Genomic DNA, 19,265 nt, shown 5'->3' with positions numbered 1-19,265 from the left:
GGCGCTTGCAATTGTGCCTCGTGCACGCCATTCCAAATGACATGACCGACACGCAAAAGATGCCTCCAATGAAGGCCGCCATCCTTCCGGTAACGCCGTTGCAGCAGAATTGCTCGCTGATTTGGTGCACCAAGACGATGAAGGCGGCGCTCACCGATCCGGGCGGGGACCTGCACAAGCTCAAAGATGGTATCGCCAAGGCGGGCGTGACCCTTGAAAAAATCCTCATCACCCACGGCCATCTCGACCATTGCGGGCAAGCGGGGATGTTGGCGGAGGAAATGGGTGTTCCCATCGAGGGCCCGCACAAAGACGACCTGTTCTGGATCGAACAACTCGACAGTGACGGCGCGCGTTATGGGATGGAAGCGAAGAGCTTTACTCCTGACCGCTGGTTAGAGCAGGGCGATACGGTGACGGTGGGGGAGCTCACCCTCGATGTGATCCATTGCCCCGGCCACACGCCTGGCCATGTGGTCTTCGTCCACGGGCCCAGCAAGTTTGCAATCGTTGGCGATGTGCTCTTTCAAGGCTCCATCGGACGCACCGATTTCCCGCGCGGCAATCATCAGGACCTAATCGATTCGATTACAAAGCGCCTTTGGCCATTGGGTGAAGACATCACCTTCATCCCCGGCCACGGCCCCACCAGCACATTTGGCCAAGAGCGTAAAACCAATGCGTTTGTAAGTGATTATGTGTTGAGTTGAACGGGGCGCTCGAGCGAACGCCCCGAGCACTTTCTACATCACCCCGGCTGCAATGAGAGCCGCCACAATTGCCAGCCCCAGCAGGGTTAGCATCGTGGTTGCGATCCCGATTGAGCGTGTCGGCGGGCCATCACCGCTATCCATGCCGATGGCGTGCGAAATACGGCCAAGAAAGAAAATTGCCGCAACCCATGCGAGCCATGGATCGCCCCGGCCAGACAGCTCAATCGCAGCGATGAGGGCCAGCACAAATGGCGCATTTTCGACGAAGTTGGCCTGAGCCCGCATGCGCCGGGTCAGTAGGTTATTGCCGCCATCACCAATGCTGATCTTCTCTTTCAAACGCACCCGACCAATGCGCAGCATCAGCCAAACACCCAATATTCCAGCCGCTGCTGCGGATGACAATGTGACAGGAAGCAAAACAGTCATACCAATACGATCCCCTCTTACGTTTTATTCTGCAACTGATCTTAGCCGCTCCTACTCCGCTTCGCAACGCTTGCAAGCTTTGAAATTTTCGGTATAGCGCGCGGCTTCCTGCCAATTGAGGCTTGGACGCGGCGTAGGAGGGTTATTGACCTTGTGCGCATGGCGGCCTTGGCCTAAGGGCGTCACCGACACACTTTGAAAAGCGCTGAAATACGGCGTTTTGACAACGATTTTATTTGAGGAAATGGCTGAGCCATGGCTGTCCCTAAGAGAAAAGTTTCCCCGCATCGCCGTGGTAACCGGCGCGCACACGATTCGCTGAAAGTTGAAGCTTTCACTGAATGCACCAATTGCGGCGAATTGCATCGTCCACACACGATGTGCCACCACTGCGGCTATTACAACGGCCGTCTGGTGCTTGCCCCCAAGGGCATTTGAGCCGTCACTAATAAAGGAATTTGCGCATGACCCTCCCGCGTATCGCTATTGACGCGATGGGCGGCGATGAAGGTGTGCGCACCATGGTCGAGGGCGCAGCGCTTGCTCGCCGCGACCACGACAGTTTCCAATTTCTTCTCGTGGGTGATCAGACGCGCATTGAGCGTGCTCTTGAAAGCCACCCGGGGATGGCTGGCGCATCGGAAATTCTCCACTGCGATGACGTGATCAGCGGCGACGAACTGCCGTCTAGAGCCATTCGCCGTGCCAAAACGACCAGTATGGGCCTTGCTGTCAACGCGGTGAAAGAGGGCGCGGCTGGTGCTGCGGTAAGTGCTGGTAACACTGGCGCTTTGATGGCGATGAGCAAGATTGCTCTGCGAACGCTCCCTGGAATTGATCGCCCTGCTCTGGCGGCGCTTATGCCAACGCTAGAGCCGCATGATGTCGTGATGCTTGACCTTGGCGCGAATACCGAAGCCGATGCGCGCAATCTTGTACAGTTTGCCGTTATGGGCGCGGCGTATTCGCGAATTGTAAACGGGTTCGAAAGCCCGACCGTGCGCCTCCTCAATATTGGTACAGAAGATATCAAAGGCACAGAAAGCCTTCGTGATGCTGCCGCTTTGCTGACCGATGCGACGGGCCTTGCGATGAACTTCGATGGTTTTGTCGAGAGTGATAAAATCAACCGCGGAGAAACCCATGTGGTTGTGACCGACGGTTTCTCTGGCAATATTGCCCTTAAAGCGATTGAGGGTTCTGCGCGGTTCGTGACCGATCTGTTGAAACAGGCCTTTACCAGCTCGCTACGCTCTAAAATCGGTTTTCTGGTGTCTAAGCCAGCGACCGAATTGCTGCGCCATCACCTCGATCCCAACAACCACAACGGCGCTGTTTTCTTGGGGCTCAACGGTGTTGTGGTGAAATCCCACGGCAGCGCCACCGCCAAAGGTGTCGCGCAAGCCGTTACTGTTGCAGCGCGCCTGTTAGAAAACCGTTTGATCGACCGGATTGCGGATGATTTGGGCGAATTGGGTGAAGAGGCCTTGAAACGTAAGTGAAAGACGCCGAAAGCGGCCTCAACCTAACGTTACGGAAAGCCAGCGGAGTATCCCCTTGCCACGATCAGATGTGCCAAGATCAGACGTGCCAGGATCAAAAACGCTCGGCTCGCGGATATTAGGATCAGGTTCAGCCCTGCCAAGCCGCATCATTACCAATGCCGAAATGGCAACAATGGTCGATACATCGGATGACTGGATCGTTGAGCGTACAGGCATTCGTCAACGCCATATCGCAGGCGATGGGGAGACGACTTCGAGCCTTGCGACGAAAGCGGCAAGGGCAGCTCTTGACAACGCGGGGCTAACCGCTGCCGATATCGACTTGATCGTGCTAGCCACCGCGACGCCTGATAACACCTTCCCCGCGACCGCCACCAAAGTTCAGGATGCCCTTGGGTGTAACGGCGGTATTGCCTTTGACGTGGCGGCAGTGTGTTCGGGGTTTTTATACGCGCTCACAACGGCAGACGCGTTGCTCAAAACCGGCATGGCGAAGCGAGCGCTTGTCATTGGCGCGGAGACATTCAGCCGGATCCTTGATTGGGAAGACCGCTCAACTTGCGTTCTTTTTGGTGATGGAGCGGGCGCTATCGTACTGGAATCGCAAGATGCATCCGGTTCGGCGCAAAAAACCGGGGCTGGTATCATCGCAAGCCGCCTGCACGCTAACGGTGCCCAGCATGATTTGCTTTATGTCGACGGCGGGCCATCGACCACGCAAACAGTTGGCCACTTGCGCATGCGCGGGCCAGAGGTGTTCAAGCACGCGGTTGTCAACCTTTCGAATGTGCTCAAGGAAGTCATTGACGAGGCTGACATTTCTGCCGAGCAAATCGATTGGATCGTCCCGCATCAGGCCAATAAGCGCATTCTTGATGCGACCGCGCGAAAGCTCAAAATAGCACCAGAACGCGTTGTGATGACCGTGGATAGGCACGCCAATACCTCCGCTGCCTCTGTCCCGCTCGCCTTTGATACTGCGTGCAAAGACGGCAGGATCAAGCCCGGCGATCTTGTGTTGATGGAGGCGATGGGTGGCGGATTTACGTGGGGTGCCAGTCTCATCCGAATGTGACGCACATTTGTATAGACGCGCCAAGATTGCGTGATAGCGACACATAAGTTTGCGCGATGCTAAGAAAAGCCTTAAGCTGTCAGCATTTAATAGGGTCGCGCCGGTTTTTGGAGACATGCATATGATGCGTTCAGTTGGCACACTTACCCGGGCCGATTTGGCCGAGACTATCAATCGCAAAATGGGCTTTAGCCGTGCGGAATCGCTCGATCTGGTTGAGGCGATATTGGACAAGATGTCCGATGCGCTTGAGAAAGGCGAGAACGTCAAAATTTCGGGCTTTGGCAGCTTCGTTCTTCGCGATAAGAATGAGCGGATTGGCCGGAACCCTAAAACCGGTGTTGAGGTGCCCATCACCCCGCGCCGCGTCCTGACTTTCCGCGCCAGCCAGCTTCTAAAAGAGAAAATCGCTGGCGCGTAATGCGCAGTTGATTTGGGCAGGATAGCGGGCGTTTCCCATGGTTGATTTCGCAGATGGAAAAGCGAAGAGCGCCTTTCGTACGATTGGCGAAGTCAGCGAGGCGCTGAATATAAAGCCGCACGTCCTGCGGTACTGGGAACAGCAGTTTTCGCTGCTTAAACCCATGAAACGCAGTGGCGGACGGCGGCTTTACCGTCCAACGGACATTGAAATGGTTGAGGCGATTGATCAGCTTGTAAACCAAGAGGGCTATACGCTCAAAGGTGCAGAAGCGGTTCTGCGCGCAAGCGGTGTCTCGGGTGCTGAACGTCGCAAAGCTGAACGCCGCGAATTCGACCGACGTGATGGTGAGGATTATGTGCCCACACCGGCCAAGCCTAAGGCTGAATCAAGCCCGCCGACTGAGCCTGCTAATGGTCCTGATCTTGCCGAAAGCATTGCAAAGCTAAAGCAAATCCGCGCTCGGCTGGCCCGCGCGATTGAGGCATAACGCCCGCGCATGGCCCTGTTTGGTTTTGGTAAGCGCAAACCTGCAAAAAAGCCCCCATTTGAGCCAGTACCCACGCGGATTACGCCGTTTGAGCAGGCGGGCAAAAAGCGCTTTCACGATCTCATTTGCAACGGGGTGATGGGCGAAAATCTGGGCAGCTTCGAGGTGCTGTGCGAGACCTACACACGCCTGCAGATGGAGCATCCCGACAAGCGCATACTCGTCACGCTCGATAACCCGGCACAGGCGATCTATACCTCTTTCCATGCAACCTCGACGCATCGGCTCGATAATACAGACGGACACGACCTCTCCGGCCTGCCTGCTGAATGCTTCGAGGATGGGGAGCACCTTGGATATCTGACCACTGAAGCGGAATTGCCCATTCGGCTCAACAACCTTCACACGCTTTGTGCAGACACTTTGTTCGATGATGCGTGCGGCGTGCTGAATTGGAAGGGTGGGGATCCGGAAAGCCCGGTGTTTCCCGATGCGTTGATCAATGATCCTGACACGGCGCTAGGCCCCGATTTGGTGCGCGAATTTCACTTTCAGTTCGTACCGGTGAGCCGAGCTTCGGATGCCCTGGCAGCGCTTCCTAATGGATATTTTATGGGCGATTGGACGCCGATGCAGTCCTTTGCGGTAGCGAAGCATTTTGAAGAGAATCACGCGGTGAGACTGTTTGGAGTGGGCGCAAGCAATCTCGGTTTTCTTAGCGACGCGCCTCTGGAGCGCTATCAGGCCCGCGCCTTGGCTTTGGATATCGCGAAGCTCTATGACGGCGCGCCCAGCGATGCGCACGACCGCCTTACCGACGCATTGCACGGCAAAAAGTGGATGCTCCTGCGTTATTCCGAAAGCTGAGGCGCTGACTTTTGGGCCGGGAGGATTTACTCTGCCGCCATCAATTCCGCTTCGCCAAGGTCCACGCTCACAAGCCGCGAGACACCTTTTTCCGCCATAGTGACGCCGAACAGACGGTGCATCCGGCTCATGGTGACGGCATTGTGAGTGACGATGAGATAGCGGGTTTTGGTGGTCTCAACCATGGATTCCAGCAAGTCGCAAAACCGCTCAACATTGGCATCATCCAGCGGCGCATCGACCTCATCGAGGACGCAGATTGGGGCTGGGTTGGTAAGAAACAGGCCAAAGATTAAAGCAGTCGCCGTCAATGCCTGTTCGCCGCCTGAAAGAAGCGAGAGGCTTTGTAATTTCTTGCCCGGAGGCTGCGCGTAAATCTCAAGGCCTGCTTCAAGCGGATCGTCACTATCAACCAGGGCCAAATGCGCCTTACCGCCTTGGAAAAGCCTAGTGAACAGCACTCTGAAATGCCCATCCACTTCCTCAAAGGCTGCGCGCAAACGCTCACGACCTTCGCGGTTGAGGTTGCCGATTGAGGCGCGAAGGCGGCCGACCGCCTCAGTCAGTTCTGCCTGTTCGGACGCGCTGGCGCCCGCTTCTTCTTCAATCCGCGCCAATTCTTCAGCAGCAACGAGGTTCACAGGACCGATGCGTTCACGGCTGGCGGTGAGACGCTCCATTTCTGCGCTTTCGGTGGACGCAGGTTCGACGCTTTCCTCGTCAAACTCAAAACGCTCTGCGAGCAAGGGGGCGGGCATTGGAACTTCTCGCCGGAGATACGCGCCATTTCTGCCTGACGCGCCTCCTCGTTTTCGGCCCGCGCCGCCAGAGTTGCACGGCCTTCGCGCGCGACCGCCAGCGCCTCTTGCGCGGTCGCAAGCTGTCGCTCTACTTCGGCAATAGCGCCTTGGCAGCGGTCCATTTCGGCCTGCGCTTTGGTCAATTCCTCTGATAGTCGCTTAGCAATAATGTCGCCTTGCTCGATTTCCTGCATGAGCGAGGCCGGTTTTGCCGCGACGACATTTCGCTCTTCTTCTATTTCTTCGAGGCGGTAATTGGCATCGGCCACGCGCTTGGTCGCCTCACCAGAGCGGGCCTCCCAGTTGTTCTTGTCCGCCTGCTGTGCCGCCAGTCTTTCACGGGCGACTGCAAGTCCTTGATCGTGCGCTGCGAGTTCAGCCATCGCGGCCTGCACGCCCGATTTGGCCGCTTCATGCTTGGCCCGCGCTGCCTCCAACGCGGCGCGGCCTGTGTCGGGCGAGGGGAGGGCTGAGCGGGCCTCTTGCGCGGCGGTGACTTCGCTTTTGGCTGAGGTCAGCTGTTCTTCAAGGTCGGCGCTGGACGCGGCCAATTCTTCAAGCCTTGCAGCATTGCGTTCGCGCGCAGCTTCAGCTTGATCAAGGGCGCGCAATGCGCCGCGCTCGGCGTCTATTACCCTCGCCAGTTCGCGTTCCTGAGCAATGAGCCCGGCCTGCAAAGCGGACAGCTCCTCGCGCGCCGAAGTCTCTGCAGTGGTCGCTTTGTCTAAAGCCTCACGCAAAGGCGGCAGCTTGGTTTCGAGCTCGGTCAACCGGTTGGCCGCCTCCAGCCGCGCCGCTTCTGCTGAGCCTTCGCCGCGAGCAACAAATCCGTCCCAGCGGCGAAGATGCCCCGCTTTGGTGACGAGCCATTCGCCTGGGCCAAGCGGGCGATCATCGTCGCGCTCGGCAACATGGACCAGCGACAAACGCGCGCGCAATTCCTCCGGGCATTCGGTGATATGATCGAGCAGATTGTCGGCAACCGGCGAAGGCCCATCCGCGCCGCCAGTCCAAAAACGGCCATCTGGATTGTCCGGCGGCAACCCTAAAGGTGACTTCGCATCCCGGCCCAGCACAGCTGCAATTGCACGTTCATAACCTTTTGCAATCTGGACTTTATCAAGCGCTGCAGGGAGGCCCTGGCGGCCCTTTTCACGTTTCGCCCGCGCGTCGCGGTCGCGCACCAAAGCGGTGTATTCGCGCTCGACCCCTGCCAATTCTGCTTTAGCACTCGCCAGTGCAGTCGCCGTATCATCGCGCGCCGTCTGCAGTTCGCCTTTGCGCTGCCGCTCTTCTTCAAGCCGGGTGCGCAGACGGGCGACGTCCTTTGCTGCATCCTCGGCCGCTTGCTTAGCATCATCTACAGCCGCTTCGATATCCTCGCCATTTTCGAGGTTTGAACGCATGGCGGCGATCCGCTCACCTTCGCGCTCCACTCTTTCGAGGCGAGCTTGCGCTTGGCTGATCGCGGCTTGCGCAACGCGCCATTCCGCCTCGACGCCTGCGTGGTCCGCTGTCGCTTTGGCCAATGCCAATTCCGCCGTTCGGCTGGCGCGTTCGGCGTCCTCGCTGCGATTGGCAAGGGCAGGGCGCTCGCCATCGGCCTTTTCGACCGCCGCTCGCGATGTTTCAACCTCGCGTTCAAGGCGGGTGAGAGCCTCAGCTGCATCCTTTGTCAGACGGTCGGCGTCCTTGCGGTCTTCCTCAAGGCGATTGCGTTGGCGGTTAAGATCTTTGAGGCGTTGCTCTGCTGCTTCCAGTTTCTCTGACAAGGCCGCCATGCGGTGGCCATGCGCGCTTGCATCATCGCGCCGATCTGCGAGCTCTTCTCGCGCCGCTGCCAATGTGGTTGCCGCTTGTGCCTGCTGCTTTTGTGCTTCTGCTGCGGTGGCCTGTGCCAGCGTTACACGGTCTTCTGCCCCTTGGGCCGCGGCGCGTGCTTCTTTGGCGGCGTAGGCTGCATCGCGCCAACGGGCGAACACCACCCGCGCTTCGGCGTGCTGAATTTGCTCGGTCAGTTTGGTGTAGCGTTCAGCCTGTTTTGCCTGACGTCGCAAGGTTGCCATTTGCGCATCAAGACCCGCCATCAGGTCCTCGAGCCGCTCCAAATTCTTTTCCGTTGAGCGCAGCTTGCTCTCTGCATCCTTACGCCGGACATGAAGGCCCGCAATCCCGGCCGCCTCCTCCAGCATCATGCGTCGTTCGGCAGGTTTGGCAGCAATCACCTGAGCGATCTTACCCTGGCTAACCAAAGCAGGCGAGTGCGCGCCTGTCGCGGCATCTGCAAATGTCAGTGCCACGTCTTTGGCGCGCACATCGCGGCCATTGACGCGGTAGGCAGAGCCAGCACCGCGCTCAATTCGGCGGGTCACGACCAGCTCTTCACCCTGATCATCGGTGGCGTGCAAAACCACTTCGGCAAAGGCGCGTGCCGGGCGCGCATCCGTGCCTGCGAAGATCACATCTTCCATGCCCCCTGAGCGCATGGACTTCGCCGAGGTTTCCCCCATGACCCAGCGGATCGCTTCCAAGACATTGGACTTGCCACAACCATTGGGACCCACGACCCCTGTGAGGCCCGGTTCAATGCGCAGTTCAGCCGGCTCGACAAAGCTTTTGAAGCCTGAAACTTTAAGCCGACTGATCTGCATAAGCGCTGCTTGAGTGTTCCTCTTGCTCTTTGGAGTTATTCTTCTCGTGCACCGGCGCGTTGGAGTGCTGCTTCAACATCGTCCCATTGCAGAGCGTCCAACTTGCGACCGTTGAGCACAAAGGTAGGGGTGCCGGTAACGGGCACTTCAGCAGCGCGCGCTTTCACAAGCTCGTCCATTGCTTGGATTTTCTCAACATCTGCCAGACATGTGCGCGCCTGATCAGCGGAAATGCCGCGAGCTGCGAAAAAGTCGATAAGTCCGGTCGCCTGCGCCAAAGCGATAAACCTTTGTTCTGCAGGAAGTTGTCCTGCCGCCTGAACGCCGGCTGGGTTGGCTTGCAGCGTGTTCATTGCGCTGTCGAAGTTTTGCCAGAACTCGTCCGACAAAGCTTGCACTTGCGAGGGCGCACCGCATTGAACCATCGTTGCGATGACAGCATCATAAGGGTTCAAAAACACCTCGCGCTGCTCAAAGCTGACCACACCCGTTTTGACGTATTCCTTAAGCGGCTCCTTGCCATTCTGCGCAAAGAAAGCGCAGGCGGAACAGGTGTGGGACGCGTATTCGGTGAGCTTTAGTGGAGCATCCGGATTGCCGACTATGAAGCCTTGGCCATCTTCGCTCACTGTCACAGTGTCGAGCCACTGCGTTCCTTCAGGCGCATCGATCGATGCAATGACGTCGCCTTCAAGGTCGCCATCGGAAGCATCTGAGCCGCAGGCGGCAAGAGCAAGTGCAAGAGGGGCGGCGATGGCCAATTTTATAGAGCTGCGAAACGCGGTCATGGTTGTTAAGAATCCTCTGATCTAAGCAAAAAGACTATACGTATGGTCCCGTGGTCGGGAAGGGTGCCAAAGCGGCGGCCTGTGCAAAAACGGTGCATTACACGGATGGATAAGTGAAACTACGTGAAAATCCACCCGGATTTAATTGAGAAGACGCGAAAAAATCGCTCCTATTGAGAGGAGTTGTCAGGTCTGAAGCGCTCAGCGATCACCGGATAAAGCGCGCCCCATGAATGAACCTGATTGAGAAGTTCACCATCAAGCGCGAAGCTGGGCGTGCCGGGAACAGCGAATTCTTCCTTATCCGCAGCGCCGTTTTGGACGAGTTTTTGCGCTACTGCATCATCACTTAGGCAGCTTGTGATTTCCATGCGCGATACGCCGCGATTGGCGAGCATATCGTCAAGATCAAGCGCTGAAGCGACGCTGATGCGAGTGGCTTTGTCGCCCCTTGACCAAGCGGCGAGCTGGCTTTGCGGGGCATTTTGCAGCTTCTCCATCCATTTGGCCTGCTGCATCAGATACATGCGGTGGCGGTTTTTGAAGTCATCTTCAGCCCCGCATTGGACGAGCATTGAGACGACGAGGTCGATCGAATTGCGGATGACTGGGCGAACCTCAACATTCATATGGCCCGGCGCAAGCAAGGCCAAATCCATCGCGCCTTCGCCTTCACGCGCAAAAGTCGCACAATGGCCGCAGGTGTAACTGATCCACTCGATTAACGAGGCCTCAGCATTCGGGTTGCCGATCATATAGCCGCGCTCGGTCTTTTGAACCTCTGCGTGCCAAGAGGCCTTGCGCCTGTCGGCCATGAAAGCCGATGGCGGGTCCTTGAGTTGGTTTTCCTGGCTTGAGGAGTCTTGTGCAAGAGCACTGCCCGCCAATGTCAAACCCATAGCGCTCGCTGCCAATAAAGCGGCCCGCTTAAGACTGATCATATCCTAGTCGTCTTTCTCTTCTTCACCCAGGCTGCGCGCCAGCGATTCAAGCACGGTGCGAAGCTCTGGGTCCCCAATATCGCGCAGGCTATCGCCCAATTCCATCGGAATGGGTTTAAGCGATGGCGGCGGTTTCGGGCGGTCACTGCCCGATGGCGGCTTAACCTCGCCTTGCCGGATTTTAGCGCGCGCCACGGCCTTGTAGCCAAAGAAGCGGTTCACCCGCTCGATGATTTCAGGCAGCACCTGTTGGATCAGCGGCGCGTGTGCGGGCTTTACCACAAGTTGCAAGATACCTTCCGATTTTTCACCGGGAGGGAAACGGATCGCCTCTGGTGCGCAGATCAGCGCGTGAGTGGGACCCACAATTTCGGGCCAGCGAGTGACTACTGAACTTTGCACAAAGCCAAAGCGCCGGAACGCGGTTCGGCCCACATCGGGCATAAGGTCGCCGATGGCTTTTGCGCCCAGTCCGCGCGGGCGCGTGTATCGCTGCCCCGCTTTCTTTGGGCGTCCCTTTCCAGCATTGCCCTTTCTTGGGGGCTTCTTGTCGGTGTCACTTCCCATCTCGCCAACGCTCATGCCATAGGCGCGCGGTGACCGCTACCATCTCATCCACGCTTTTGGACTGGTATGATGCCCATGCGCGGGTTCTTCCTTGGCGTATCCCGCCAGGAGAGGCCCGGCCAAGCGACCAAGCCTATCCGTACAGGGTGTGGTTGTCTGAAGTCATGTTGCAGCAAACAACGGTTGCAGCGGTGAAGCCATACTTTGCAAAGTTCATCGGAATATGGCCCGCCGTCTTCGATTTGGCCAAAGCAAGCGATGAAGACGTCATGGCAGCTTGGGCGGGCCTTGGATATTACAGCCGTGCGCGCAATCTGGTGAAATGCGCGCGGGAAGTGGCGAAGCTTGGCGGCTTTCCCGAAACAGAGGCGGAGCTGCTTAAACTGCCGGGATTGGGCGCTTACACAGCAGCTGCGATTGCCAGCATCGCCTTTGGCAAACGGGCCGTGGTGGTCGATGCAAATGTGGAGCGGGTGGTCTCGCGCCTGTTCAACATTGAAGAGCCACTTCCGGGCTCGCGCAAGGCAATCCGCGAGAAAGCTGACACAATCACTCCCGACTTGCGTGCGGGCGATTTTGCGCAAAGCATGATGGATCTGGGCTCGCAAGTTTGCACCAACAAAGCGCCGCGCTGCTTGCTGTGTCCGGTGTCTGCGATGTGCGAAGGACGCAAAGCAGGCGAGCCCGAGCGCCTTCCGGTGAAACCGCCGAAAAAGGCAAAGCCTGAGCGGTGTGGCCGGGCTTTTTGGATTGAGCGAGATGGTAGGGTCTGGCTCATTAAACGCCCCGGAACAGGAATGCTGGGCGGGATGCGCAGCCTTCCCGATGATGGCTGGAGTGCGAGGAAAGATGGAAACGGCAATGCACCGCTGGGTGCAGAGGCCAAAAGCCTAGGCGCTGTACGGCACACCTTTACTCACGCGCATTTGACGCTTGAAGTGGTTGCGATCAGCGGGACCGAAATGCCTCAGGGTGAGGGCGAATGGTGGCCTATCGACACAATCGAAGAAGCCGGTCTTCCAACTCTCTTCGCAAAAGCCGCAAGGTTAGCGCGAGCGCAAGTTTAGGCCTAGGTCTTAGAAAAATCCGCCGCCCAAGGCCAAGCGAACGGCCGCGATCAGGAATACGACCAAACAGAAATTGCGGCCCCCGTCACTCGATGACAGCGCGCCAAAGATGATCCCAATCACAATCAGCGGCATAGCCAGCCAATTGCCCCATCCCAAGAACGGGATGACCGAAGGGATGACGATCACGAGGCTGATGAGGCCGAAAATGTATGCAAGTATGTTACCCATGTGTGTTACATAGGTATCACACTAAAGCACTTCAAGCCTTTTTTTGGTCCAAGTCTCCTTTCGCCCAAGTCTCTTTTGACCCAAGTCTCTTACGACAACGTAATTGACGGTTCAGCTGCGCTCCCCCAAAAGATAGCCAACAGCGCAGGGGTTCCTTGCGCCCTTCGGAGAGATATTCTTGGCTTACCGCAATTTCGCAGACCCCATCCTTTCGCGCCGCTCGCTTTTTCGGGGGAGCGCATATGCCGCGCTTGGTGCATCGTTCGCCTCGTTACCGCTGGGCAGCCAATTGCTTGCGCACAATGTTGAAAACAGCTGGCCCAATGTCGCAGCGCTGGCAAAGAAATACATCGATGAGCGCAAAGTTGCACAGATGTACCTCACATTTGGCTGGGGGCAGCAAGATCATGCACACCACGTGGGCGGAGGCACTCTGGCTCTGAACTCTGATGTGGAGGTCGATGAAAACACGCTCTATCGCATCTATTCAATGACCAAGCCGGTCACCGGCATGGCGGCGATGATCTTGATCGACGAAGGTAAGCTTGGTCTTGATCAGCCGATCTATGAGTACCTGCCTGCCTATAAAGACATGATGGTCCAAGTTGACTATGATGGTGCCATCACTGAAGACAATCTGGAGCCTGCCAAGACCCCCATCACCGTGCGGCATTTGCTGACGCATACGGCAGGTATTGGCTATGGCATCATTCAAAAGGGTCCGATTGTTGAGGCGTATAACAACGCAGGGCTGGTTGCGGGCCGCGTGACGAAGCTTCCGATCCCCGGCCTTTTCCGCGGTGATGCTGTTAGCAGTTTGGAGGCATTTGCCGATGGCCTCGCCAAATTCCCGCTTGTCCTTCAACCGGGCACCAAATTCAGTTACTCGATGAGCCTTGATCTGCTTGGACGTGTCATCGAGGTGGCTAGCGGGCAAGCGTTTGACGCATTCCTGAAAGAGCGGATTTTTGATCCTTGCGGAATGGATAGCACTGCGTTCTTTGTATCGCCTGAAAATGCAGCGCGCCTCACCGACAATTACGGCATTTTGAACGGAAACGCCTTCCCGATCGATCCGGGGGCTAGTTCAATTTACCTGGAGAAAGGGCCATTCCCAACCGGCGGTGCTGGATTGGTTTCGTCACCCAAAGACTATGACCGCTTCCTGCGCATGCTGCTGGGCTACGGCAAACTTGGTGACAAACGGGTGATGAGCGAGGCCGCAGTGCGCAAAGGCGTCTCTAACCTTTTCCCCGAAGGGACCGACCTTGCTGGCACATGGATGGAAGGCCAAGGTCACGGTGCTGGCGGGCGCAGCGTCAATGGCACATTTGGTTGGGGCGGAGCGGCAGGTACGCTTGCGGCTGTAGACTTCAAGCTTGGCCTTCGCGCGTGCCTCTTTACGCAGTATATGCCCACCGAAGCCTACCCGATCCGCGACGAGTATCTTGCAGCGCTTGAGGCTGACACTGCAGCTATGCGCGCCAAGAAAGCCGCTTAATGGGTAAAGAAATGGGGCGCTTCAAAGGGCAGGTGTCTTTTGCCGGTTCGCCGCTTGACCGGGCGGACAATATTCGCGCTGACAAGGACGCTTTGGGCGGGTTGATGAATTGGAAGGCGAAGTTCCTTCTGCTCGATCAACTTATGCCGCTGCTTGATGATGCGGGCCGTCTTGCATGGGGCACGCTAGCCGACGCGCCAGAGGATGCGGAGCTGGTGTTCCTCGGTCTTGATCGGAGCGAAGGCGGCGAGAAGGCGTGCTTTGCAGCCGTTCCAGCCAAGGGCGATGCCGCCCCGCGCATGGCAAACCCGCGTTTGTGGGCGCTTATGGCGAACCTGCATCCGGGCGATCTTGCGCTTTATGGCGGAGCACGGAGCCTCATCGATTGGCACGCGCGCCACCGTCACTGCGCCCAATGCGGCGCAGCTACAAAGATCGCCAAGGGTGGTTGGCAGCGCAATTGCTTGCCAGAAGACCAAGGAGGCTGTGGCGCTCAGCATTTTCCGCGCACTGATCCAGTTACGATTATGCTCGCCGAGTATGAAGGTAAACTCATGCTGGGGCGCGGTAAGAACTGGCCTGAGGGGCGGTTCTCCGCACTCGCAGGCTTTGTTGAACCGGGCGAAACTATCGAAGAGGCGGTCGCCCGCGAGGTCTTCGAAGAGGCAGGCGTGCGTGTGCGCGATGTCGAGTATGTGGCAAGCCAGCCTTGGCCTTTTCCGAGCCAGCTTATGATTGCTTGCCATTCCTATGCCGACGACGACGCGCTCACCATTGATGAGACCGAAATGGCAGAGGTCAAATGGTTTGCCCGCGAGGATGTGGCGAGTTCATTGAAAGGCGAGGGGCCTTTTCACGCGCCGCCGCCCCATGCGATTGCGCATAATTTGATGCAATGGTGGCTGGAGAAAGACGCATGACCGCTGAAAAACTCACTATCGATATCTTCTCCGACGTGATGTGCCCATGGTGCGCGATTGGATATGGCCAATTGCAAAAGGCGCTTGGCGAACTTGAAGGCGAGATTGAGGCGGAAATCCGGTGGCGTCCGTTTGAGCTCAATCCCGACATGTCGAAATCTGGCGAAGAGCAAGAGGCGCACCTCCAGCGCAAATATGGTCGCTCTGCCGAAGAAGGCGCGAAAGTGCGAGGGCAGATGAAGGCAATCGCAGAGCAAGCGGGCGTTTCGCTGAGTTATGAAGGCGATGAGGACCCCGCACCCACACCGATGATGTGGAACACGCGCGATTGTCATAAGCTTTTGGCGCTGGCGCTGGATACGATGGGGCCTGAGGTGCAAACACAGCTTAAGCTCGCCTTCTTCAAAGCGCATTTTAACGAGCGCCAAGACCTTTCTGATCGCGAGGTGTTGCTCGATATAGCCGCTGGCGTTGGTCTTCACCGCGAGGCTGCCAAAGCCGCGATTGATGACGAAACGCTTGAGGCGCGTGTGGCGGCTGAAGAGCAATCGGCATGGGACCGCAATATCTCGGGCGTTCCTGCGATGATCATCGACCAAAAATTCCTAGTTCCAGGGGCGCAAAGCCCTGAAACTTATGTGAATGTGTTGAGGCGAGTGGTCGAAAAGATGCGGGCTCAGAGCGGGGCGGCAAACTAAGAGGCTAAGCTGCCCAAGGGGAGAGGGGCACATGAGCGAATTTCAACCACAATCAGCTGTCATAACAGGCGGGGCAAGCGGCATCGGCCTTGGGCTGGCAAGAGGTTTGGCGGACCGCGGGATGGGCGTGCTCATTGCTGATCTGCCAAGCGAAAAGCTTGATGCGTTGAAGGGGGAAGGGTTCGACACCTACCCATGTGATGTGTCCGATCTCGCCCAAGTCGAGGCGCTTGCCGAAGTTGCGTTTGGAGCGACAGACAGGGTCGAACTGATCTTCAACAACGCAGGCGTTGGCGGCCCTCATGGCAAGCTTTGGGAAGTCGATCCTGACGCGGCGCGGGCGCATTTCGATATCAATTTCTGGGGTGTGTGGAATTGCTGCCGTGCTTTTGCGCCTCGTTTGATTGAGCAAGGTACTGACTGCGCAATGTACAACACAGGGAGCGAGAACAGCCTGTTTCCCGCCTTCCCTCAAACAGCGGCTTATATTGGTGCGAAGCACGCGGTGCTCGGTATCACGGAAAGCATGCGCGAGGATCTGCCCGCCCATGTGCACCTTGGCACAATCATTCCGGGCTGGGTCTTCACTGGCATTGGTCCGGAGAAAGCCATGCGCCAAGCCCTCCCGGTTGAAGATTACATCGACATCATCCTGCCTCAAATCCTTGCACGCCGCCGTTTTGTGGTCAGCCATGGATACAATCAGGTGCGCATCGCGGAACGGATGGACGAGTTGAGCGCTAGTTATGAAACTTATGCGACGTCGATCGAAGATGATGAGAAATACGACGTCCGATTGATGTTTGAACGGGCTACAAAAGCCGCACAAGAAAAGAGAAAATAACAGGGGTAGTTGATGAGCGAGAAAAAGGGGGCCTCGGCCAAGAGCTTAATCGTGGTGGCGGTGGTGACCGTCATCGCCGTCGCATTTTCTGGGTTCGCGGGAAGCGGCAGCGTCGAATTTGCAGGCTATCCCTCAATGTATCTGGCAGGTTGGCTCGCGCTAGTGATCAATTGGGTGGCATTCGTGCCCTCTGCCGCCGCGCAAAGCGACAAGTTCTATGACACAATTGGCGCTATCACGTACCTCACTGTGACAGCTTTTGCGGTGTACGCGGCGATTGGGCACCACGGTGACCTCGACACTCGCAGCATGGTCGTGGCTGGAATGGTCGCCATCTGGTGCATTCGCCTTGGCACGTTCCTATACAAACGCATTCATGCAGCGGGCGGTGCGGACAGCCGGTTTGAGAAAATCCGCGTGAACCCCGCGCGCTTCCTCGTCGCGTGGACGCTACAAGGGCTTTGGGTGATCCTAACGGCCTCTGCAGCGGTTGCCATCATAACATCTCAGACGCGTGTCCCCATTGGCGTGTTTTTCTTTGTAGGTACAGCGATATGGCTGCTTGGCTTTATCTTCGAAAGCGTTGCCGATGCGCAGAAATCCAGCTTCAAAAATGACCCTGCAAACAAGGGAAAATTTATCAATGTGGGCCTTTGGCGTTGGTGTCGCCACCCCAATTATTTCGGCGAAATCACCTTGTGGTTCGGCATTCTCGTGATCGCTATCCCAGTGCTCTCCGGCCTATCGTGGTTGGTGGTCATTTCGCCCATTTTCGTCTATGTTCTTCTCACTCGGATCAGCGGGATCAATCTGCAAGATGCACAGGCGAAGGAACGCTGGGGCGATGATCCAGACTATCAGGAATATCGTGAAAACACGCCTGCGCTTTTCCCAAAGCCGCCCTCCAATTGAAAACACACTTTGCGCAATCGCAAGACTACGTTAGACCCCTCATCCGGGGATCGTCATTGATTAAGGAGAGCCTTATGGCCCGCAAATCCCCCGTTCCTGTTTTCGCCGCTCTGTCTGCTTTTGCCTTGCTTGCCGCTTGTGGCGGAGAGGCGACCGATACTGGCGAAGAGGGAGCTGCTGCGCCCGCTGGCGATGCGCCTGCTGAAATTGAGCAGCGCCAGGAAAACTTCAAAGCCATCGGTGACAGCTTCAAAGCGATCCGCGAACAGCTTGAAACCGATGCGCCTGATTTTGCCGTCATCACTCCGGCAGCAGCGGATATCAACGAGCGTCTTCAGCGTCTGCCCGATCTGTTCCCTGAGGGCACAAGCATGGAAGCAGGCTATGACACCGAAGCTCTTGCCTCCATTTGGGAAGACCCCGAAGGCTATGCTAAAACAATCGAGCAAGCCGTAGCCGCAAGCGCAGATATGATGGCCGCTGCTGAAACCGGCGATGCAGAGGCTGTGCAAGGGCAGGTGGGCAACCTTGGCCTCAACGCCTGTAAGGCATGCCATGACAAATACCGCGTTGATGATGATTGATGCGACCGAGCAGGGGGAGCCCAGTTCAATTGAGGAGCCTTTTGAGGAGACGCCGAGCGAGGCTCCACCTGCTCCAAGGACTCACGAGGTAAAGATTTGGGATTGGCCGGTGCGTTTGACGCACTGGTCATTCGCTCTCCTTTTGCCCGCGATGTATATCACTGCCGATAACTCGCAATGGGGTTGGCATATGCGGCTGGGGCATGTGTTGTTGGCGCTGATCATCTTTCGCCTCATTTGGGGCGTGATCGGCACCGACACGGCGCGCTTTACGAGCTTTGTGAAAGGGCCGAGCGCGGTCTTGGGATACCTTCGCGGGGAATTTCCGCACAAAGAACACAAAGGCCACACGCCTCTGGGCGCGCTTGCCGTATTGGCGCTTCTAGGGTTCGCCCTCGCACAGGTCACCATGGGGCTCTTCGCAGGCGACCCGTTTGACGGCGCGACTGGGCCTTTGAACCCGCTGGTTGGAGTGAGCACAGCCGACTTCCTCACCGATACGCACGAGTGGTTTTACTACGTCGTCTTCGGCATGATTGGCCTGCACATCACCGCTGTTGGCCTTTACGGCGCATTCCAAGCGCAAAACCTCATTGGCCCCATGGTCGGCGGCAAGGGCGACAAAGCGCTGGGTGTTGAGGACAATTCAGACGCCAGATGGGGCAGGGCGCTGGGAGCGCTTGCCGTGTCTGCTGGGATCGCATTCTGGATTTATTCTGGCGCGCCGCCGCTGACATAAATGTCGATCTATGCCTACACCTTTGAGGCACCGATTGAGCGGTTTGGCGTCGGCAAGTCGCGCGTCATTTGGTACAATGTTCTCATGCTTCCGCAGGAATTGAAAGCGCAGCTGCCCTTCGATGAGTTTCCGCGCCTTCGCGTGGAAGGGGAGATTGCCGATATCCCCATCGCAAATGCCTTTATGCCAACCGGGGATGGGCGATCCTACGTGATCGTGGCGCCAAATGTTCTCAAACAGGCCGATGTGGGGCTAGGCGATATGGTGGAGATGCGGTTCAAGATCGCAGACCAGTCCCACGTTGACGTGCCCGATGCATTGGACGTGGCGCTAAATGCAGATGAGGCAGCGCTTGAGGCTTGGGAGCGCCTTACGCCGGGCAAAAAGCGCATGTTAGCCCAGCATGTAGTATCTGCGAAAACGGATAAGACGCGGTCAAAGCGGGTTGCTGAAGCACTTGAAGCTTTGATGCACTTCGGCGCTGATCTTCGCGCTTGGCGCAAGGGCGCAAGGCCGTAAAGG

The 19,265-nt window shown here is 57.2% G+C and carries 21 protein-coding genes and 1 pseudogene; 16 read left to right on the top strand and 6 right to left on the bottom strand.

From position 1 onward, the window contains the following. Window positions 1-68 precede the first annotated feature (68 nt). Complete coding sequence (locus tag AC0V61_RS01110) at window positions 69-710, top strand: MBL fold metallo-hydrolase (RefSeq protein WP_486159415.1); 642 nt, start codon at window positions 69-71, stop codon at window positions 708-710. A 33-nt stretch (window positions 711-743) separates the two neighbouring features. On the opposite strand, the gene AC0V61_RS01105 is transcribed toward AC0V61_RS01110, so the two are convergent. Next, window positions 744-1,142, bottom strand: a complete 399-nt coding sequence (locus AC0V61_RS01105) for an MAPEG family protein (RefSeq protein WP_486155416.1) — start codon at window positions 1,140-1,142, stop codon at window positions 744-746. Window positions 1,143-1,397: 255 nt separating this feature from the next. Here AC0V61_RS01105 and rpmF point away from each other — a divergent pair, with 255 nt between their 5' ends. The 6 genes from rpmF (at window position 1,398) to AC0V61_RS01075 (ending at window position 5,500) form a co-directional block, all read left to right on the top strand. Next, complete coding sequence (rpmF, locus tag AC0V61_RS01100) at window positions 1,398-1,580, top strand: 50S ribosomal protein L32 (protein WP_486155415.1); 183 nt, start codon at window positions 1,398-1,400, stop codon at window positions 1,578-1,580. Window positions 1,581-1,606: 26 nt separating this feature from the next. Then, window positions 1,607-2,644 (top strand): phosphate acyltransferase PlsX, encoded by a 1,038-nt coding sequence (gene plsX, locus AC0V61_RS01095; RefSeq protein ID WP_486155414.1) that lies wholly within the window; start codon window positions 1,607-1,609, stop codon window positions 2,642-2,644. An 85-nt stretch (window positions 2,645-2,729) separates the two neighbouring features. After that, the gene (locus AC0V61_RS01090; protein ID WP_486155413.1) at window positions 2,730-3,722 is read left to right on the top strand and encodes a beta-ketoacyl-ACP synthase III; all 993 of its coding nucleotides are present in this window, start codon (window positions 2,730-2,732) and stop codon (window positions 3,720-3,722) included. 121 nt (window positions 3,723-3,843) lie between these two features. After that, entirely contained in the window at window positions 3,844-4,143 is a 300-nt protein-coding gene (locus AC0V61_RS01085; RefSeq protein ID WP_486155411.1) for an integration host factor subunit alpha, read from the top strand. 37 nt (window positions 4,144-4,180) lie between these two features. Continuing rightward, entirely contained in the window at window positions 4,181-4,633 is a 453-nt protein-coding gene (locus AC0V61_RS01080) for a MerR family transcriptional regulator (protein ID WP_486155410.1), read from the top strand. Between the two features lie 9 nt (window positions 4,634-4,642). Beyond that, the gene (locus AC0V61_RS01075) at window positions 4,643-5,500 is read left to right on the top strand and encodes a hypothetical protein (protein WP_486155409.1); all 858 of its coding nucleotides are present in this window, start codon (window positions 4,643-4,645) and stop codon (window positions 5,498-5,500) included. 26 nt (window positions 5,501-5,526) lie between these two features. On the opposite strand, the pseudogene AC0V61_RS01070 reads toward AC0V61_RS01075, so the two are convergent. From AC0V61_RS01070 to AC0V61_RS01055, 4 genes and pseudogenes are all read right to left on the bottom strand, one after another. Continuing rightward, window positions 5,527-8,951, bottom strand: a pseudogene (locus tag AC0V61_RS01070) (AAA family ATPase). A gap of 35 nt (window positions 8,952-8,986) precedes the next feature. Next, window positions 8,987-9,739, bottom strand: coding sequence for a thioredoxin domain-containing protein (locus AC0V61_RS01065; protein ID WP_486155408.1), 753 nt, complete (start codon window positions 9,737-9,739; stop codon window positions 8,987-8,989). A 170-nt stretch (window positions 9,740-9,909) separates the two neighbouring features. Beyond that, a complete protein-coding gene (locus AC0V61_RS01060) occupies window positions 9,910-10,680 on the bottom strand; it encodes a DsbA family protein (RefSeq protein WP_486155406.1) in 771 nt (256 codons plus the stop codon). 3 nt (window positions 10,681-10,683) lie between these two features. Further along, on the bottom strand, window positions 10,684-11,262 hold the full coding sequence (locus AC0V61_RS01055; protein ID WP_486155405.1) for a DUF721 domain-containing protein: 579 nt from the start codon (window positions 11,260-11,262) through the stop codon (window positions 10,684-10,686). A 14-nt stretch (window positions 11,263-11,276) separates the two neighbouring features. Between AC0V61_RS01055 and AC0V61_RS01050 the strand changes: the two genes are divergently transcribed. Then, window positions 11,277-12,314: an A/G-specific adenine glycosylase gene (locus AC0V61_RS01050; RefSeq protein ID WP_486155404.1), complete on the top strand. Its 1,038-nt coding sequence runs from the start codon at window positions 11,277-11,279 to the stop codon at window positions 12,312-12,314. Window positions 12,315-12,323: 9 nt separating this feature from the next. Here the strand turns inward: AC0V61_RS01050 and AC0V61_RS01045 are convergent, their stop codons facing one another. Then, window positions 12,324-12,545 carry a hypothetical protein gene (locus tag AC0V61_RS01045; protein ID WP_486155403.1) on the bottom strand — a complete coding sequence of 74 codons (222 nt, stop codon included), beginning with the start codon at window positions 12,543-12,545 and terminating at the stop codon, window positions 12,324-12,326. A gap of 178 nt (window positions 12,546-12,723) precedes the next feature. Between AC0V61_RS01045 and AC0V61_RS01040 the strand changes: the two genes are divergently transcribed. From AC0V61_RS01040 to AC0V61_RS01005, 8 genes are all read left to right on the top strand, one after another. Next, window positions 12,724-14,046 (top strand): serine hydrolase domain-containing protein, encoded by a 1,323-nt coding sequence (locus tag AC0V61_RS01040; RefSeq protein WP_486155402.1) that lies wholly within the window; start codon window positions 12,724-12,726, stop codon window positions 14,044-14,046. Continuing rightward, window positions 14,046-14,966, top strand: coding sequence for an NAD(+) diphosphatase (gene nudC / locus AC0V61_RS01035; RefSeq protein ID WP_486155401.1), 921 nt, complete (start codon window positions 14,046-14,048; stop codon window positions 14,964-14,966). Before AC0V61_RS01040 ends, nudC begins: the two co-directional genes overlap by 1 nt. Then, complete coding sequence (locus tag AC0V61_RS01030) at window positions 14,963-15,664, top strand: DsbA family oxidoreductase (RefSeq protein ID WP_486155400.1); 702 nt, start codon at window positions 14,963-14,965, stop codon at window positions 15,662-15,664. The genes nudC and AC0V61_RS01030 overlap by 4 nt, the downstream gene beginning before the upstream one ends. Window positions 15,665-15,695: 31 nt before the next feature. Next, window positions 15,696-16,508: an SDR family NAD(P)-dependent oxidoreductase gene (locus AC0V61_RS01025; protein WP_486155399.1), complete on the top strand. Its 813-nt coding sequence runs from the start codon at window positions 15,696-15,698 to the stop codon at window positions 16,506-16,508. 12 nt (window positions 16,509-16,520) lie between these two features. Next, complete coding sequence (locus AC0V61_RS01020; protein WP_486155398.1) at window positions 16,521-17,420, top strand: DUF1295 domain-containing protein; 900 nt, start codon at window positions 16,521-16,523, stop codon at window positions 17,418-17,420. A gap of 74 nt (window positions 17,421-17,494) precedes the next feature. Continuing rightward, on the top strand, window positions 17,495-18,004 hold the full coding sequence (locus AC0V61_RS01015) for a c-type cytochrome (protein ID WP_486155397.1): 510 nt from the start codon (window positions 17,495-17,497) through the stop codon (window positions 18,002-18,004). Next, window positions 17,976-18,743 (top strand): cytochrome b/b6 domain-containing protein, encoded by a 768-nt coding sequence (locus AC0V61_RS01010; protein WP_486155396.1) that lies wholly within the window; start codon window positions 17,976-17,978, stop codon window positions 18,741-18,743. Before AC0V61_RS01015 ends, AC0V61_RS01010 begins: the two co-directional genes overlap by 29 nt. Beyond that, window positions 18,744-19,262: a YdeI/OmpD-associated family protein gene (locus AC0V61_RS01005; RefSeq protein ID WP_486155395.1), complete on the top strand. Its 519-nt coding sequence runs from the start codon at window positions 18,744-18,746 to the stop codon at window positions 19,260-19,262. The last annotated feature ends 3 nt before the right edge of the window (window positions 19,263-19,265 follow it).

The sequence above is a fragment of the Erythrobacter sp. JB1-4 genome (genome assembly GCF_057365025.1).
Note: the sequence above shows the minus strand (reverse complement) of the source record. Positions and strands in the feature narration are given on the sequence as shown.

What these genes read in the sequence shown, in the direction of transcription:
- AC0V61_RS01110 (WP_486159415.1), top strand. Translation starts at nt 69, where the DNA reads ATGAAGGCCGCCATCCTTCCGGTAACGCCGTTGCAGCAGAATTGCTCG.
- AC0V61_RS01105 (WP_486155416.1), bottom strand. Translation starts at nt 1,142, where the DNA reads ATGACTGTTTTGCTTCCTGTCACATTGTCATCCGCAGCAGCGGCTGGA.
- rpmF (WP_486155415.1), top strand. Translation starts at nt 1,398, where the DNA reads ATGGCTGTCCCTAAGAGAAAAGTTTCCCCGCATCGCCGTGGTAACCGG.
- plsX (WP_486155414.1), top strand. Translation starts at nt 1,607, where the DNA reads ATGACCCTCCCGCGTATCGCTATTGACGCGATGGGCGGCGATGAAGGT.
- AC0V61_RS01085 (WP_486155411.1), top strand. Translation starts at nt 3,844, where the DNA reads ATGATGCGTTCAGTTGGCACACTTACCCGGGCCGATTTGGCCGAGACT.
- AC0V61_RS01080 (WP_486155410.1), top strand. Translation starts at nt 4,181, where the DNA reads ATGGTTGATTTCGCAGATGGAAAAGCGAAGAGCGCCTTTCGTACGATT.
- AC0V61_RS01075 (WP_486155409.1), top strand. Translation starts at nt 4,643, where the DNA reads ATGGCCCTGTTTGGTTTTGGTAAGCGCAAACCTGCAAAAAAGCCCCCA.
- AC0V61_RS01065 (WP_486155408.1), bottom strand. Translation starts at nt 9,739, where the DNA reads ATGACCGCGTTTCGCAGCTCTATAAAATTGGCCATCGCCGCCCCTCTT.
- AC0V61_RS01060 (WP_486155406.1), bottom strand. Translation starts at nt 10,680, where the DNA reads ATGATCAGTCTTAAGCGGGCCGCTTTATTGGCAGCGAGCGCTATGGGT.
- AC0V61_RS01055 (WP_486155405.1), bottom strand. Translation starts at nt 11,262, where the DNA reads ATGAGCGTTGGCGAGATGGGAAGTGACACCGACAAGAAGCCCCCAAGA.
- AC0V61_RS01045 (WP_486155403.1), bottom strand. Translation starts at nt 12,545, where the DNA reads ATGGGTAACATACTTGCATACATTTTCGGCCTCATCAGCCTCGTGATC.
- nudC (WP_486155401.1), top strand. Translation starts at nt 14,046, where the DNA reads ATGGGTAAAGAAATGGGGCGCTTCAAAGGGCAGGTGTCTTTTGCCGGT.
- AC0V61_RS01030 (WP_486155400.1), top strand. Translation starts at nt 14,963, where the DNA reads ATGACCGCTGAAAAACTCACTATCGATATCTTCTCCGACGTGATGTGC.
- AC0V61_RS01025 (WP_486155399.1), top strand. Translation starts at nt 15,696, where the DNA reads ATGAGCGAATTTCAACCACAATCAGCTGTCATAACAGGCGGGGCAAGC.
- AC0V61_RS01020 (WP_486155398.1), top strand. Translation starts at nt 16,521, where the DNA reads ATGAGCGAGAAAAAGGGGGCCTCGGCCAAGAGCTTAATCGTGGTGGCG.
- AC0V61_RS01015 (WP_486155397.1), top strand. Translation starts at nt 17,495, where the DNA reads ATGGCCCGCAAATCCCCCGTTCCTGTTTTCGCCGCTCTGTCTGCTTTT.
- AC0V61_RS01010 (WP_486155396.1), top strand. Translation starts at nt 17,976, where the DNA reads ATGACAAATACCGCGTTGATGATGATTGATGCGACCGAGCAGGGGGAG.
- AC0V61_RS01005 (WP_486155395.1), top strand. Translation starts at nt 18,744, where the DNA reads ATGTCGATCTATGCCTACACCTTTGAGGCACCGATTGAGCGGTTTGGC.